This window comes from Nocardiopsis metallicus, from assembly GCF_014201115.1.
Taxonomy (GTDB): domain Bacteria; phylum Actinomycetota; class Actinomycetes; order Streptosporangiales; family Streptosporangiaceae; genus Nocardiopsis; species Nocardiopsis metallicus.
The window spans coordinates 6,278,095-6,291,905 of sequence record NZ_JACHDO010000001.1 but is presented as its reverse complement, the minus strand read 5'-3'; the positions used below and the strand labels follow the sequence as shown (position 1 = coordinate 6,291,905).

The following is a 13,811-nucleotide window of genomic DNA, read 5'->3' as shown; positions in this document are numbered from 1 at the left end:
GCCTCCCTCCCAGCATCTGAGCACCAGGAGGTGCGCGCCCATGGCGCCCCGCTACCTGAATCTCTCTGAGCTGGCGCGCGTGCGCTGGTTGGCTTCCGAAGCGATGCGTCGCCGTCGTCCCCGCAAGGCCGGTCGTGTCCGTGCCTTCGCGATGACGGCCACGCCTCACCCCGAACCTCGCCCGCACGGGCCCGTGCTCCCGGTTCCCCTGCCCCGCCGCCCGCTGGCCGCCTCCAGGCCTCGGCGGTGGCCGCTGGAGACCGCGCCCCTGCAAATCCTGCAGATGCTCCTGACCGGGCTGCGCCAGCTGGGGGTGGCCTTCTGATGCTGGACATCTACACCGATGACCTGCTCACCGTCGTCGAAGAAGCCCTCCAGCCGCCCGCGCACCTGACCCCTCCCAGCTGGCCGAGTGGCACTCCCACACCCTGCGCAACCGGCTCCCCCTGGTCCGGGAGGCGTTGCGCCTGGCCCGTGAGGAAAGGGACTGCGAGCTGGCGACCGGGCTCGTCGACCAAGCAATCGCCCACCACCCCGACCCGCACTCCCCCACGGTCCGGATGGTCGGGGCGATCGGCAGTGACGGCGCCCGCCTGCCCCTCCCCGCGCAGGCGAGCCCGCCCTCCTTCGAGGGGGAGCTGCCCGTCCCCGAGCACGTGTTGTGCCCGTTGCTCTACAAGCACTGGTGCATGACCATCGAGGGCAAGCCGCCCCACGAGACGTTCGTGGCCTTCCGCCCCATCGGCTGGGCAGGGGAGGGCGACCCGTACGAGCGCATCACCGCCTCCAGCCGCAACGAGCTCCTGTACCTGCTCTTCCGCCGCCACCTGGTCAACGGCAATCCGGAGCACACCCAGATGCCCGCCAACTGAGCCTCGCTCACCTTCACAACGCCGCACGCCCGCAGGCCGTCAAGGCCCGGCGGGCGTGCGGCTAGCCCCCACAGGACACGGGTGCGATGGACAACCGAACGCGCTGCTCAGACCGGAACGGCCACGATTACATCCCGGACCAACCCCCGGTGAAGCGCGGCAGTACGGCCACCGCGACCTGCCGCTACTGCGGGCACACGATCACCGCCACACGCTGAACCCTCCGGGTCTTCAGCGCTCATGAGAAAGCTCTGGCGGGTGCGACAACACCCCCAGAGCAGGCCGACAACCAACCACATCGAAGAGAAGAGTTGCCGACATGGCCATTGTGTCAAACATCCACGCCCTCACACCCCCGTTCGCGGAACGCCGCTGGCCCTCCCGCACCCGCCCCGGCGACCTGGCCCAGTCCAGCCGGGTGCGATCGGTCCTCAGCACACCCCGGGGGCAGCGCTTCTCCCGCCCCGGATCGGCGCACCCGACCAGCGCGCGCTCCCGGTCGGCCGACCCGATCGCGCCCGAATCTCACCAGGAGCGCCGAGAGCGGTTGCTGCGCCAGATGCAGGGCAACCCCCGGGTGGCGCACATGCTCGAGCACGGCCCGACCCCGCACTGGTTCCACGTGGCCCGCCAACGACGCGAACAGGAAGAACGTGAAGCCCGGAAGCTCGAAGCAGCTGTGGCAGAAGCGGAGGCCTACCTCGCGGCGCAAACGGCCCCCGCGCCACCGCGCGGCCGACACCGGGCACCCCGCCGGTGGTGGGCCTGGCCCGCCGCCGCTCTGAGCTCCGCGCTGTTGTTCGGGCTGACGGTCACCGAGGCCCTGGCCGAGGGTTTCGCGCACAACGTCGGGTTCGTGCCCTAACCGAGCGCGAACCCATGGCACACCGACCAGGCCAGTCCGGAGAGGACCGGAGCCCAGCGCGAGGGTTCAGCGCTGGGCTCCGGTTTCGGTGAGAGGGGGAAGCCCCGAACGTGCCCGTGCGCGCGCCGGACCCCGGATCGCACCGGAGCCCTCGGAGCACACCCGCGGCGGTGCGGCGTAGGGTTCGGATATGGGTTCGGGCAGGCGATCGGAGCGGGACGGCCACGCGGACACCGTGGTCCTCAAACCGGCCATCGACGGCATCGCCGAGGTGTTCCACACCCACATGCGCCAGCACGCCTACCCGATGCACACGCACCGGTCCTGGACCCTGCTCATCATCGATTCCGGGACCGTCCGCTACGACCTGGGCCGTCACGAGCACGGCGCTCTCAACCGGACGGTGACGCTGCTGCCGCCGCACGTCCCGCACAACGGCACCCCCACCACCGAGCAGGGGCTGCGCAAACGGGTGCTGTACCTGGAGCCGGAGCAGATCGACCCGGACCTGGTGGGCAGCGCGGTGGACCACCCGATGTTCGACGACCCCCTGCTGCGCCACCGCATCCACCAGCTGCACGGCGCCCTCTTCCAGCCGGGGGAACAGCTGGAGGCGGAGAGCCGTCTGGCACTGGTCTCCGAGCGACTGCGCCAGCACCTGCTCGACGACCTAGAGGCGGGCCCGGTCACCGACGACCCGGGCCTGGCCGACCGGCTGCGGGACCTGCTGGACGCGCGCACCGTCGAGGGGATCTCCCTGGCCGGGGCCGCCGCGCTCCTACACGCCCACCCGGTCCACCTGGCCCGAGCGTTCACCCGCCGGTTCGGGATGCCCCCGCACCAGTACCTGGTGGGACGCCGGGTGGATCTCGCCCGGCGGCTGATCCTCGAAGGCCGGGCCCCCGCGCACGCGGCGGCGGATTCGGGCTTCCACGACCAGGCCCACCTGAACCGCCACTTCAAACGAGTGCTCGGCCTCCCGCCCGGCCGCTACGCACGGGCTCTGCGCAGCGGCACCGACCTCAGCGGTGCATCCGGGCGCCCTTGACGATCTTGTCCACGCCGTTCTTCGGCCCGTGCACCGCCATTCCCACCAGGTCCAGCGAGTCCCTGCCCACCGCCCGCACGGCGGCCCGGTTGTCCCGGTCGTTGCCGGTGGCGAACAGGTCCGAGGTGAACACGGCGAGGTCGGCGTCCCGGGCCACGGCCCGGGTGTGCGCCTTGGTCAGGGTCTCCTTGTCGGCCTCGAAGACCATGACCGGCTGGCGGAACATCGGCAGGTAGGCGGTGCCGTCCGCGTCCTCGTAGGGTTCGCCGATCAGCTCCGGAACCCGGCTGCCGAGACCGCTGACCAGGAAGGCCGTCACGTTGAGCCGCTGCCAGACGGCCAGGTCGTCACGGAGCAGGACGGCGATCTTGGTGTCGAAGCGAACGGGTGCGTCTGTGTTGTCCATGCACCGCATCCTCGCCGCGAGCCCCGCCCCGGGTCTTGTACGTTCCTAACCTGCCGTGGGCGCGGTGGGCCCCGGCGGCTCGTACTCCAACCCGATCCCCCGCGCCCACAGGCGGGTGGCGGTCTCCACGACCACCTCCGGGTCGTGGTCCTCCCCGTACAGGAACAGCATCCGGGCGGTGTGCTCCACCATCCCGCCGAGCATGCTCGCGGTGGCCTCCACGTCGATGTCGGACGAGGCCAGCCCCTCCTCCTGGAGGCGGCGGGTGCCCGAGATGATCCGGTCGACGAAGAGCCCGCGGATCTCCAGGAACAGGGTCCGGAACACGGGGTGCCGCGGCGAGATCTGCTCGATGACCTGCATGATGCGCGCGTTGTCCCGGTAGGCGGCCAGGAAGCGCCCGGTGGCGTGCCTGATCCGGTCCACCGGGGCGGTACCCGGGGGCGCGGCGGAGCGGGCCGCGTCGAACATCTCCCCGGCCACCCCCTTGGCGACCTCGTGGAAGACCGCGTCCTTGGAGTCGAAGTAGGTGTAGAAGCTCCCGTAGGCGATCCCGGCCCGGCCGGTGATCTGGGCGATCCTGGTCTCCTCGAAGCCGGACTCCTCGAACACCTCGCGGGCGGCCTGGACGAGGACTCCCCGCTTACGCCGTCCGCGCTCCGTGGGCGGCCGCCCGGTCAGCGTCTGCTTTCCCACTGCTCCCCCTCGGCTTCCCTCCCGCCGACGCGCCTCGCGGTCACCGCAGCGGGAGGAACTTCGCGATGACCTCGTTCATGATCTCGTAGGTACCGCCGCCGATGCTGAACACCCTGGCGTCCCGGTAGTGGCGCTCCACCTCGGTACCGCGCATGAACCCCATGCCGCCGTGCAGCTGGACGGCGTTGTCCACGACGTAGTCCATGGCCTCGGTGGCGGTGTTCTTGGCCATCGCCACCTCGGCGATCAGGGGCTCCCCGTCCTGGAGCCGCTCGGCGATGCCCCGCACGTAGGCCGTGGCCACCTCGGTGCGGCGGTGCATCTCCACCAGCCGGTGCCGCAGCACCTGGCGGCGCGAGAGCGGACCGCCGAAGGCCTCGCGTTCGCGGACCCACTCCACGGACAGGTCAACGCAGCGGCGCGCCATCGCGCAGGCCTGGACCGACAGCCCGATCCGCTCGCTGGCGAACTGGCGCATGATCTGGAGGAAGCCCTGGTCCACCTCGCCGAGGAGCCGGTCGGCGGGCACGCGTACGTCCACCAGGGACAGCTCGGCGGTGTCCGAGGAGCGCCAGCCCATCTTGTCCAGTTTGCGGGCGGCGGTGAACCCGGGGGTGCCGCGCTCCACCACGAACAGCGAGATGCCCTCGTGCCCGGTGTCGGAGGTGCGGGCGGCCACCGTCACGAAGTCGGCCCGGTAGCCGGAGGTGATGAAGGTCTTGGACCCGTTGAGCACCCACTCGTCGCCGTCGCGGACCGCGCTGGTGCGCAGGTGGGCCACGTCCGAGCCCGCTTCGGGTTCGGTGATGCCCAGGGAGCAGACCAGCTCACCGGCCAGGGCGGGGCGGACGTAGTCGCGCAGCAGGTGTTCTCGGCCGTCCGCGATCAGGGCCGGCAGCGCGATGGTGTGGGTGAACAGCGAGGCCAGGACCCCCGTGGGCACCCCGGCCAGGACGGACTCCTCGGAGACGACGAGCTGGTCGAGCATCTCGCCGTCGCCGCCCGCGGACTCCGGCAGGCCGAGCCCGAGCAGTCCGAGGCGGCCCGCCGCCCGGTGCAGGTCGCGGGGCAGTTCGCCCTCGTCCTCCCACCGTTCCACGTGCGGAAGGATCTCCTTGGCCGCGAAGGTCCGCACCGTCTCCCGGAGCGCGGCGCGCTCGGGGGTGTTCCAACGGTCGGTCCGGGGGGCGTCGGTCGCGGTCATGTACGCACACTCGCATCCGTCTCGGGGACAGCCGGGAGGGGCTGGGGACCTGGGAGAGCCAGGTCACACTTTGCTATGGTGCGCCGAACATGACAAGTCAGTCAACATCTGTCGGATCTGTGGACCGGCATCCGTTGGAAAACCGGCGGACGCTCCCCCGAGGAGGATTCGTGGTCGACACACACGCCCTGCTGGCGGACCTGCGCGCGGAGCAGGAGGAGCTCGCCGCGCTGCTCGAGGGCCTCGACGCCGCGGACTGGGCCAGGGCGACCCCCTCGCCCGGCTGGAACATCGCCGACCAGGTCGCCCACCTGGCCTTCTTCGACCGGTCGGCGCTGACCGCCCTGACCGACGCGGACGGGTTCGCGAAGATGATCGAGGCAGCCCTGGCCGACCCCGAGGGATACGTGGACACCGCGGCGGCCCCGCTGACCGGCCTACCCCCCGCCGACCTGCTCGCGGAGTGGCGCCGGGTCTCGGCGGCGCTGCGCGAGGCCTTGGCCGAGGCCCCTCCGGGGACCCGGGTGCCCTGGTTCGGGCCGCCCATGAGCGTGCCCTCCAAGGCGACCGCGCGGCTGATGGAGACCTGGGCGCACGGTCAGGACGTGGTGGACGCCCTGGGTCTGACCCGAACCCCCACCGCGCGGCTGCGGCACATCGTGCACATCGCCCTGCGCGCCCGGCCCTACAGCTACTTCGCCCGAGGGCTCACCATGCCCGAGGCACAGGTCCGCGTGGAACTGACCGCCCCCGACGGCGGACTGTGGCTGATGGGGGCGGACGGCGCCGAGGACGTGGTGCGCGGCGACGCCGAGGAGTTCTGCCTGGTCCTCACCCGCCGCCGCCACGTGGCCGACACGTCCCTGACCGCCGAGGGGGCGGCCGCCCGGGAGTGGCTCGAAGTCGGCCAGACCTACGCTGGCGGCCCCGGCGAGGGCCGCCAGCCGGGCCAGTTCCCCGGCCGCGCCCAGAACGGTCGAGGCTGACCGACCAGAGTTGATCAAGCTGTCAGATCGAGTCCGGCGTGAGGGAACCCTCGATCCGGGTGAGCCGGTTCAGCTCGTCGAACTCCAGCCCGATCCCCAAGGCCTTGAGCGCGAGGGTCCGGCCGTCGGCGGAGAACTCCGGGTCGAGTCCGCGCAGTCGGCCGTAGCTGTACACGGCCCTGCGGTGGTCCGTGATGTAGGGGACCCCGGAGACCGCCTGCTGGATGAGGCTGACGGCGTGCATCGGGGTGGCCTCGGCCAGTAGGAAGCTGGGGTGTTCCAACAGGAAGGCGGCGCGCGTACCGCCGCCGACCGGACCGTTGTAGGCGGTGAAGCGCCCGGTGAGGACCTTCGCGGCATCGGTGAGCAGCGACAGGACCTGGTGCGGCTCCTCCGGGGAGCCAGGCAGGGCGGCGAAGGGCACCTCGGGCTCGGCCAGCTCGGGGACACCGTACTCGCGGCCGAGGTCGCGCACGGACTCGGCGAGTTCGATGGTCTCCGGAAGGAACCCGGACGGGTTGGCCCAGGCCCACAGCCAGGACCCGGGGCCCGGCGCGGCGCTGCCCAGCAGGTGGAAGCGCTCGCAGACCAGCTCCGATTCGCCGTGGAAGTCGAACTTGGGCTCGGCGAGGTCCACGTGCCAGTTGAGGTCGCCGACGACCGTCTCCAGGTGGAGCTGGTGCTCCAGGGAGAGGATCGCGGCGTCGTTGAGGAGGTCGGGGAGGGTGAGTGAGTTCTGCACGTGCCGGAGACTAGCTGGCACGGGCGACATCCGGCGAAACGTCCGGTTCCGGGGCGGGGCCGCCCCCAGCCCCAGCCGGGCCTCCCGTTCCCTGCTCACGCATCGGACTCACTCCTCTAACGGGCCCGGGACAGGACCTTCTTCTGGAGGGCTTCCAGCGGCCCCTGCCGGAAGACCCGCAGCCACAGCACCGACGCCGTGACCAGGAAGAGCGACACGGCCGCCCACAGGCCCATCACCCACCACGAGTCCGCGCCCGCCATACGGTCGGCCAGGCCGAGGCCGAAGCCGTAGCAGACGAACACGAGGATGACGTTCTGCGCGACGTAGCCGGTCATCGCCATCCGGCCGAGCGCGGAGACCCCGGTGACCACGGGCCCGGTGCCCTTCACCCGGTCCAGCACCCAGCCGACCAGGCCGATCAGGCCCAGGGCGACCAGCGGGGCCGCGGCGTAGCGGTCCAGGAGGAACCAGTCGGGACCGGCCAGGGACGCGGTGACGGTGAGCGGAACACCCAGGCCGAGCCCCCATCCGAGCAGCCGGGCGCGGATCCGGCGGCCGGTGGCGTCGTCGGCGAAGGCGCCGGCCCGGAAGAGGCGCACGCCCAGCAGGAACATGAACACCATCAGGCCGAAGGTGACGATCGGTTCGGCCCGCAGGGCCAGGGCGTTGTCCAGGCGGAACGCGACCTGGTCCAGGTAGGAGCCGTGGGCGTAGAGGTCGACGGCTTCGGGCGGCATGTCGGGGTGCGCGGCGGGTTCGGTCGCCAGCACGGCCGTGAGCAGGGCCATCAGGGCCAGGTGCAGGGCCAGCGACGTCCACATGACGACGCCCCGGACCCGCTCGGAGCGGGTGAGCAGCCAGGCGACCAGCAGGGCGACCACCGCGTACCCCATGAGCACGTCGGCGGCGAAGACCAGCGTGAAGTGCACCGTCCCCTCGGCGAACAGGAACAGTGCACGCCACCGGTAGGGCCCCGGCCAGCGCGTACCCCGTTTGGCCGCCGACTGGAACTGGATGGCCAGGCCCACGCCGAACAGAAGGGTGAGCAGGGCGAGGAACTTGCCGTTGGAGGCGGTCCGGAAGACGCCCTCGGCGAGGTTCGCGGCGGAGGGTTCGTCGAGGAAGGTCTCGAACGGGCTCAGCCCCTCATGGCCGTACAGGAGTGCCGACTCTCCGCCGGGTCCGGTGAACAGCCACACGTTGGTGGCGAGCGTGCCCAGGATGGCGACGCCCCGAAGGACGTCGAGCAGGGGCAGGCGCCCTCTCGCGCGTGCCTGTTCCGCCTGTTCGGCCCCCTGGCTGGCAGGGGTTCCGGTGCCGATCACGTCAGTTCTCCTCCGTCTGGGGGTGGGTCGGGTCGAGCCCCTCGGGGTCGGAGAAGAGCCGGGTGAAGTACTGGCGGAGCGAGCGTTCGGCCGTGGCGTCGTCGAACAGGTCCGCGGTGGCCAGTCGGTGGATGGTGAGCCCGTCGACGAAGGCGACCAGGGCGAGGGCCTCGGCCCTCGGGTCGAGGCCGAGGGGGAGCTCACCGTGGCGCTGGGCGGCGGCGAGCCCCTCGGTCAGCCCGTCGATCAGCTCATGGGTGGCGGATCGGTGGAGTTCGGCCATCTCGGGGTCGTGGACGGTGGCGGGCAGGAACTCCAGCCACACGGTGAGTTCCCGACGCCGTTCCTCGTCCAGCGGCAGCAGGGTGCGGGCGGCCCGGAACAACAGGTCGCGGACGGGCAGGGTGCGCTCGACCGCGGCGATCCGCTCCTCACCGCGCTTGTAGAGGTGCTCGACCCCGAAGCGCAGCAGGTCGTCCTTGCTGCGGAAGTAGCGCTGGACCAGGCCGACGGAGGCGCCGAGCTCGTCGGCGACGTCGGCGAAGGTGGTCTTGGCCAGGCCCTTGCGGGCGATGGCGCGCAGCAGGGCCTCGGCGACCTGGCGCCTTCTCTCGTCGTGGTCCGCGGTACGTGGCATATAAAAATATTAGGAACATATTTTTATATGCGCAACTCCTGACCTCCTCCGGCCGCGCCGCCCGACCCTCCTCCCGCCCGAAGGGCTCCCCCGGGCCCGGTCCAGTCGGCGGTGCCCGGATAATGCGGGTGTGGCGTCCCTCGGACCGGGGGCCGCGCAGGGGACTCAGGAGGCGGTGTGGGCTCGGGCGGACGGGGTTCGGACGGCAACCCGCCGACGGCGGTGAGCCGGAGGTCCCTGCTGGTCGGCGGGGGTGTGCTCCTGGGCGGAGCGGTGGCCCTGGGCGCCTCGGCCCATCTGTACCGGGAACGCTGGGACGTGGCCGTGATCGGCGCCGGGGTGACCGGCCTCTCGGCCGCGCGGAACCTGGCCGACCACGGGCTGTCCGTGATCGTCCTGGAGGCGCGCGACCGTATCGGCGGCCAGCTGTACACCGACCACGACTTCAGCTCGGTCCCGGTCGAACTGGGCGCTGGGCTGATCCACGGCCGGGAGGCCCACACCTGGGAACTGGTGGCGGAGGCCGGGGCGGAGACCGTCCCGGTCCGCGCCGGGAACGGGACGGTCGAAACCCTCACGACCCCCGATCCGCCCCGGGACGACGAGGACGCAGCGGCCTACCTGCGCCGGATGGGCGTCCCCGAGGACCGTTGGCCGCCGGTGTCCATCGACAACGAGTCGCTGGAACGGTGGAGCGCGGTGTGGATGCGCGAGTACGGGCTCTTCGACTGGTGGGCTGTTCCGCGCGAGAACTTCCGGGTGGTCGGCGGTTACGACAGCCTCCTTCCACCGCTCTCCTACGACCTGGACATCCGCCTGGAGCACACCGTGGACCGCGTGCGCTGGTCCGGGCGGGGCGTGCGGCTGGACGTGTCCGCCCCCGGGGGCGGAACGCGGGTACGCGCGGACCGCTGCGTGGTCACCCTGCCGATCGGCGTCCTCAAGGCCGGTGACGTGGACTTCGAACCCCCTCTTCCCGCCGGGCACCGCGACGCCGTCGACGCCCTGGACCGCACCGACGCCCTCAAGCTCGTGTACGAGTTCGACCGCGCGGTCTTCCCAGCCAACGAGGACGCCCTGGGCTGGGACGAGGACTCGGGGTTCGTGTTCTGGTGCGTGTCCCGGGAGGCCCCCGAGGTGGTCGTGGCCTGGGCCGCGGGCGAGAAGGCCCGCGAGCTCCAGGGCATGCCGACCGCGGAGCGGTTCGCGACCGGGCTGGCGGCGCTGTCCGAGGCGCTCGGCGCCGGGGTCCCCGAGCCGGTCGCCCGGACCACCCACGACTGGGCGGCCGACGAGTTCAGCCGGGGCGCCTACCTGTTCGTCCCGCCGGGCGCGCACGACGCGCCGGACGCGCTCGCGGCGCCGCTGGAGGGGGTCGTGTACTTCGCGGGCGAGCCGACCACCGGCGAGAACACCGTGGACGGCGCCTACGCCAACGGCTACGACACGACGGACGTCCTGCTCACGAACCTGTGAGTACCGGGGCGAGCCGCCTAGACTCGCGGGGCAGCGGGCACGATCTCCCAGAGCCCACCGAAGCCGCAAGCCACGCCCGATATGCCGGAATTGTTTAGTTGTGGTGCAATAACCGAGGGTTTCGTGACCCGTGCGGGCTCCGGCACCGCGCAACAGCACAACGAGCCAGAGGGAGGTTGGCGATGACCAACCGCGCGTACGTGATCGCAGGTTCGGAGGCCACCGGCGGCGCCGGGATCCAGGCCGACCTCAAGGCCTTCCAGGAACTGGGCGTCTACGGGGCCGGGACGATCACCTGCATCGTCTCCTTCGACCCGAAGGACGACTGGGGCCACCGCTTCGTCCCGGTCGACCCGGGTGTCATCGCCGACCAGATCGAGGCGGCCACCGCCTGCCACGACCTCGACGTCGTCAAGATCGGCATGCTCGGCACCCCGGACACCATCGACGTGGTCGCCGAGGCCCTCCGGCGCCAGCCGTGGCGGCACGTGGTCCTCGACCCGGTCCTGATCTGCAAGGGCCAGGAGCCCGGCGCCGCGCTGGACACCGACAAGGCCCTGACCGCGCAGATCCTGCCGCTGGCCACCGTCATCACCCCGAACCACTTCGAGGCCCGCACCCTCGCCGGGATGGAGTCGCTGGACACCGTCGACGACCTCGTCGAGGCCGCCCGCCGCATCCGCGAGCTCGGCCCCCGGCACGTGATCGTCAAGGGGGGCACCGAACTGCCCGGACCGGACGCCGTCGACGTCTACTTCGACGGCGAGGAGGTCGCCGTCCTGAGCGCCCCGAAGATCGGCGAGGAACGCGTGAGCGGCGCGGGCTGCACCTTCGCCGCCGCGATCACCGCCGAACTCGCCAAGGGCACCGAGGTGGGCGAGGCCGTGCGCACCGCCAAGGCCATGGTCCGCGAGGGCATCGCCGAGCGCCTGACCACCCGTGCCCCCTTCGCCTCCGTCGTGCCGAGCGCCCCCGCCCACGCCTAGGCCTCAGCAGGTGATTCACGCCACTTCAGCCACATCCGCCCCCCGGAGGATGATTAGGCCCCGCTCAGATTGGCTAGGGCTATGGGTGGAACCGATCGAAGGAGGCTCGCATGTCCGAGAGTGACAAGGCCGAGAACAAGTTCGACGAGTTCAAGGGCAAGGCCAAGGAGGGCGTCGGCAAGGCCACCGACAACGAGCAGTGGCAGGCCGAGGGCAAGGCCGAGCAGACCAAGTCCAAGCTGAAGCAGGCGGGCGAGAAGGTCAAGGACGCCCTGACTCCGGACGACAAGCCCAAGGGACAGTAGTCCGCGACGGGCACCGGCCCTGAGGCCGGGCGCCCCGAACAGGATTCCGAGGGGAGGCCCCGATCACGGGGCCTCCCCTTCGCCGTGCCCGGGGTGGGATCAGGGCTCCTCGGGGGCGCTGTCGCCCAGGGAGAGCAGCAGCGTGCGCAGCAGGTCGGCGAGCCGGGCCTGCTCCTGGGCGCTCAGCCCGTCGAGCAGCCGGGCCTCGTTGGCCACGTGCCCCTCCACCGCCCCGTTCACCAGGTCCAGGCCCTTGTCGGTGAGGCCGACCAGCACGCGGCGCCGACTGGCGGGGTCCACCTCGCGGTAGACCAAATCCTTGCGCACGAGGCGGTCGACCCGGTTGGTCATGGCGGCCGAGCCCACCATCATCATCCGCACCAGGTCCTTGTTGTTCAGCCGGTAGGGCGGGCCGGACCGCCGCAGGGTGGCCAGCACGTCGAACTCCCAGCGCTCCAGGTCGTACTCGGCCAGGAGGTCACCGACCCCCCGGCCCAGAATCTGCTGGAGGCGGTTCATCCGGCCGATGATCCCCATCGGGGCGGTGTCGAGGTCGGGCCGCTCACGGGCCCATTGGGCGAGGAAGAGGTCGACGGCGTCGTTCATCCGCAGAGCATAGCGCCGTGCCCTTGACTCACCCGGGAACCCCGCATAATCTTTCGACATCGAACATTTCGACAGCGAAAGGTTTGCTCATGGCACCCCCCACCGTCGCCGAGGCCATCCGCCACCGGCGCAGTGTCCGCCGCTTCCGCCCGGACCCGGTCCCCGAGACCCTCCTGCACGAGCTGCTCGAACTCACCATGGAGGCTCCCTCCAGCTGGAACTTCCAGTCCCGCTCCGTGGTGGCCGTGCGCGACCCCGTCGCCCGGGAGGCGCTCTCCCGAGCCGCCTACGGTCAGCGCCAGCCTCGCGAGGCCCCGCTGACACTGGTCTTCCTCGCCGAGACCGGCCGTTGGCACGAGGACCTGAGCGGCATCTACCGCGCCGCCCGGGACAACCGGGCCTGGGACGAGGACTTCGTACACGCCACCGCGACCTCCGGGATCGACTTCCAGCGGGCACTCGACGCCCGAGGGCTCGGCCGCGAGTACGCGGTCAAGGACGCCGTCATCGCCGCCACCCACGCGATGCTCGCCGCCTCCGCGGCCGGGCTGGCCAGCTCACCCATGAACGGCTGGGACGAGGCCCAGGTGCTCGGGGCGATCGGCGCCGACCACCGCGACGGCCTCGCTGTCGCCCTCCTGCTCTCCGTCGGCTACCCGGCCGAGCAGCACCGCCACCCCGGCCGCCTGCCACTGCACCGCGTCGCCTTCGGTGACCGCTACGGGGAGTCGCTGTGACCGGCCGCGGACGGATCGCCGCCGACTCCCTGCTCACCGCCCTGGCCCCGATGGTCTGGGGCAGCACCTACCTGGTCACCACCGAGTTCCTGCCCCCGGACCGCCCCTTCCTGGCCGCCCTCCTGCGTGCGCTGCCCGCCGGGCTGCTCCTGGTGCTGTTCGCCCGGGCCCTGCCCGCCGGCGTGTGGTGGTGGCGCTCCCTGGTCCTGGGCACCCTCAACATCGGTGCCTTCCTCTACCTGCTCTACGTCGCCGCCTACCTGCTGCCCGGCGGGATCGCCGCCCTGGTGATGTCGGTCCAACCGGTGATCGTCATGCTCCTGGCCGCCCTCCTGCTCGGCGACCGGCTCCGGCTGGTCCACCTCCTGGCCTGCGCGCTCGGCGCCTTCGGGGTCGGACTGCTGGTCGTGGGCCCGGAGGCCGCCCTGAACCCGCTCGGCGTCCTGGCCGGTCTCGCCGCCGCGGCCTCCATGGGCAGCGGCATCGTGCTCGCCAAACGCTGGGGCCGCCCCGAGGGGGTGAGCCTGCTCGGCGTCACCGGTTGGCAGCTCACCGCGGGCGGCTTGGTCCTGCTGCCCCCGACCCTGCTCTTCGAGGGCCTGCCCGGCGGCCTCACCCCGACCAACCTGGCCGGATTCGCCTACCTGGGCCTGATCGGCGCCCTGCTCGCCTACGTGCTCTGGTTCCGCGGCCTGGAACGGCTCCCGGCCCTGGCGGTGTCCTTCCTGTCCTTCGCCAGCCCGCTCACCGCGACCCTGCTCGGCTTCCTGGTGCTCGGCGAGACCCTCACCCCGGCGCAGGGCGTCGGAGCCCTCGCCGCCGTCGGCGCCGTCCTGCTGGTCCAGCTCACCTCACGCCGCCCGCCCGGCGAGAAGGAGACCGCCCCCGGCAAGCCTCAGCAGCTGATCCGCCTCTAG

16 protein-coding genes and 1 pseudogene are annotated in these 13,811 nt (G+C 71.7%); 10 read left to right on the top strand and 7 right to left on the bottom strand.

The window, feature by feature from the left end; translation table 11 throughout:
- Nucleotides 1-40: 40 nt before the first annotated feature.
- The 4 genes and pseudogenes from HNR07_RS27665 to HNR07_RS27645 all read left to right on the top strand — a co-directional run bounded on the left by HNR07_RS27665 (nucleotide 41) and on the right by HNR07_RS27645 (nucleotide 2,785).
- Nucleotides 41-325 carry a hypothetical protein gene (locus HNR07_RS27665; protein WP_184368053.1) on the top strand — a complete coding sequence of 95 codons (285 nt, stop codon included), beginning with the start codon at nucleotides 41-43 and terminating at the stop codon, nucleotides 323-325.
- Nucleotides 325-872, top strand: a pseudogene (locus tag HNR07_RS27660) (hypothetical protein). The gene HNR07_RS27665 and the pseudogene HNR07_RS27660 overlap by 1 nt, the downstream one beginning before the upstream one ends.
- A gap of 319 nt (nucleotides 873-1,191) precedes the next feature.
- Nucleotides 1,192-1,737, top strand: a complete 546-nt coding sequence (locus tag HNR07_RS35240) for a hypothetical protein (protein ID WP_246420526.1) — start codon at nucleotides 1,192-1,194, stop codon at nucleotides 1,735-1,737.
- Nucleotides 1,738-1,927: 190 nt separating this feature from the next.
- Entirely contained in the window at nucleotides 1,928-2,785 is an 858-nt protein-coding gene (locus HNR07_RS27645) for an AraC family transcriptional regulator (protein WP_184368050.1), read from the top strand.
- On the opposite strand, the gene HNR07_RS27640 is transcribed toward HNR07_RS27645, so the two are convergent.
- The 3 genes from HNR07_RS27640 to HNR07_RS27630 are packed head-to-tail and all read right to left on the bottom strand — an operon-like array spanning nucleotide 2,760 to nucleotide 5,091.
- A complete protein-coding gene (locus HNR07_RS27640; RefSeq protein ID WP_184368048.1) occupies nucleotides 2,760-3,191 on the bottom strand; it encodes a DUF2000 domain-containing protein in 432 nt (143 codons plus the stop codon). The two genes, HNR07_RS27645 and HNR07_RS27640, sit on opposite strands and share 26 nt — an antisense overlap.
- Nucleotides 3,192-3,236: 45 nt before the next feature.
- Entirely contained in the window at nucleotides 3,237-3,887 is a 651-nt protein-coding gene (locus tag HNR07_RS27635) for a TetR/AcrR family transcriptional regulator (RefSeq protein ID WP_184368045.1), read from the bottom strand.
- Between the two features lie 40 nt (nucleotides 3,888-3,927).
- Complete coding sequence (locus HNR07_RS27630; RefSeq protein ID WP_184368043.1) at nucleotides 3,928-5,091, bottom strand: acyl-CoA dehydrogenase family protein; 1,164 nt, start codon at nucleotides 5,089-5,091, stop codon at nucleotides 3,928-3,930.
- A 170-nt stretch (nucleotides 5,092-5,261) separates the two neighbouring features.
- Here HNR07_RS27630 and HNR07_RS27625 point away from each other — a divergent pair, with 170 nt between their 5' ends.
- The gene (locus HNR07_RS27625) at nucleotides 5,262-6,077 is read left to right on the top strand and encodes a TIGR03084 family metal-binding protein (RefSeq protein ID WP_184368041.1); all 816 of its coding nucleotides are present in this window, start codon (nucleotides 5,262-5,264) and stop codon (nucleotides 6,075-6,077) included.
- 22 nt (nucleotides 6,078-6,099) lie between these two features.
- Here HNR07_RS27625 and HNR07_RS27620 read toward each other — a convergent pair whose 3' ends face one another.
- The 3 genes from HNR07_RS27620 to HNR07_RS27610 form a co-directional block, all read right to left on the bottom strand.
- Nucleotides 6,100-6,819, bottom strand: a complete 720-nt coding sequence (locus HNR07_RS27620; RefSeq protein ID WP_312893993.1) for a DUF6882 domain-containing protein — start codon at nucleotides 6,817-6,819, stop codon at nucleotides 6,100-6,102.
- A gap of 116 nt (nucleotides 6,820-6,935) precedes the next feature.
- The gene (locus HNR07_RS27615) at nucleotides 6,936-8,147 is read right to left on the bottom strand and encodes a DUF418 domain-containing protein (RefSeq protein WP_376769955.1); all 1,212 of its coding nucleotides are present in this window, start codon (nucleotides 8,145-8,147) and stop codon (nucleotides 6,936-6,938) included.
- Between the two features lies 1 nt (nucleotide 8,148).
- Nucleotides 8,149-8,784, bottom strand: coding sequence for a TetR/AcrR family transcriptional regulator (locus HNR07_RS27610; RefSeq protein WP_184368039.1), 636 nt, complete (start codon nucleotides 8,782-8,784; stop codon nucleotides 8,149-8,151).
- A gap of 177 nt (nucleotides 8,785-8,961) precedes the next feature.
- Between HNR07_RS27610 and HNR07_RS27605 the strand changes: the two genes are divergently transcribed.
- The 3 genes from HNR07_RS27605 (at nucleotide 8,962) to HNR07_RS27595 (ending at nucleotide 11,551) form a co-directional block, all read left to right on the top strand.
- Nucleotides 8,962-10,260 (top strand): flavin monoamine oxidase family protein, encoded by a 1,299-nt coding sequence (locus HNR07_RS27605; protein WP_184368036.1) that lies wholly within the window; start codon nucleotides 8,962-8,964, stop codon nucleotides 10,258-10,260.
- A 182-nt stretch (nucleotides 10,261-10,442) separates the two neighbouring features.
- Nucleotides 10,443-11,246: a bifunctional hydroxymethylpyrimidine kinase/phosphomethylpyrimidine kinase gene (gene thiD, locus HNR07_RS27600; protein WP_184368033.1), complete on the top strand. Its 804-nt coding sequence runs from the start codon at nucleotides 10,443-10,445 to the stop codon at nucleotides 11,244-11,246.
- Nucleotides 11,247-11,356: 110 nt separating this feature from the next.
- Entirely contained in the window at nucleotides 11,357-11,551 is a 195-nt protein-coding gene (locus HNR07_RS27595; protein ID WP_184368030.1) for a CsbD family protein, read from the top strand.
- Between the two features lie 99 nt (nucleotides 11,552-11,650).
- Here the strand turns inward: HNR07_RS27595 and HNR07_RS27590 are convergent, their stop codons facing one another.
- A complete protein-coding gene (locus HNR07_RS27590) occupies nucleotides 11,651-12,157 on the bottom strand; it encodes a MarR family winged helix-turn-helix transcriptional regulator (protein WP_184368028.1) in 507 nt (168 codons plus the stop codon).
- A gap of 89 nt (nucleotides 12,158-12,246) precedes the next feature.
- Here HNR07_RS27590 and HNR07_RS27585 point away from each other — a divergent pair, with 89 nt between their 5' ends.
- Together HNR07_RS27585 and HNR07_RS27580 are read left to right on the top strand one after the other, a co-directional pair.
- Entirely contained in the window at nucleotides 12,247-12,894 is a 648-nt protein-coding gene (locus HNR07_RS27585; protein WP_184368025.1) for a nitroreductase family protein, read from the top strand.
- Entirely contained in the window at nucleotides 12,891-13,811 is a 921-nt protein-coding gene (locus HNR07_RS27580) for an EamA family transporter (RefSeq protein WP_184368022.1), read from the top strand. The genes HNR07_RS27585 and HNR07_RS27580 overlap by 4 nt, the downstream gene beginning before the upstream one ends.

Bases quoted from the DNA above. Each gene is read 5' to 3' on its own strand.
- HNR07_RS27595 (WP_184368030.1), top strand. From the start codon at position 11,357: ATGTCCGAGAGTGACAAGGCCGAGAACAAGTTCGACGAGTTCAAGGGC.
- HNR07_RS27585 (WP_184368025.1), top strand. From the start codon at position 12,247: ATGGCACCCCCCACCGTCGCCGAGGCCATCCGCCACCGGCGCAGTGTC.
- HNR07_RS27590 (WP_184368028.1), bottom strand. From the start codon at position 12,157: ATGAACGACGCCGTCGACCTCTTCCTCGCCCAATGGGCCCGTGAGCGG.
- HNR07_RS27665 (WP_184368053.1), top strand. From the start codon at position 41: ATGGCGCCCCGCTACCTGAATCTCTCTGAGCTGGCGCGCGTGCGCTGG.
- thiD (WP_184368033.1), top strand. From the start codon at position 10,443: ATGACCAACCGCGCGTACGTGATCGCAGGTTCGGAGGCCACCGGCGGC.
- HNR07_RS27640 (WP_184368048.1), bottom strand. From the start codon at position 3,191: ATGGACAACACAGACGCACCCGTTCGCTTCGACACCAAGATCGCCGTC.
- HNR07_RS35240 (WP_246420526.1), top strand. From the start codon at position 1,192: ATGGCCATTGTGTCAAACATCCACGCCCTCACACCCCCGTTCGCGGAA.
- HNR07_RS27630 (WP_184368043.1), bottom strand. From the start codon at position 5,091: ATGACCGCGACCGACGCCCCCCGGACCGACCGTTGGAACACCCCCGAG.
- HNR07_RS27610 (WP_184368039.1), bottom strand. From the start codon at position 8,784: ATGCCACGTACCGCGGACCACGACGAGAGAAGGCGCCAGGTCGCCGAG.
- HNR07_RS27645 (WP_184368050.1), top strand. From the start codon at position 1,928: ATGGGTTCGGGCAGGCGATCGGAGCGGGACGGCCACGCGGACACCGTG.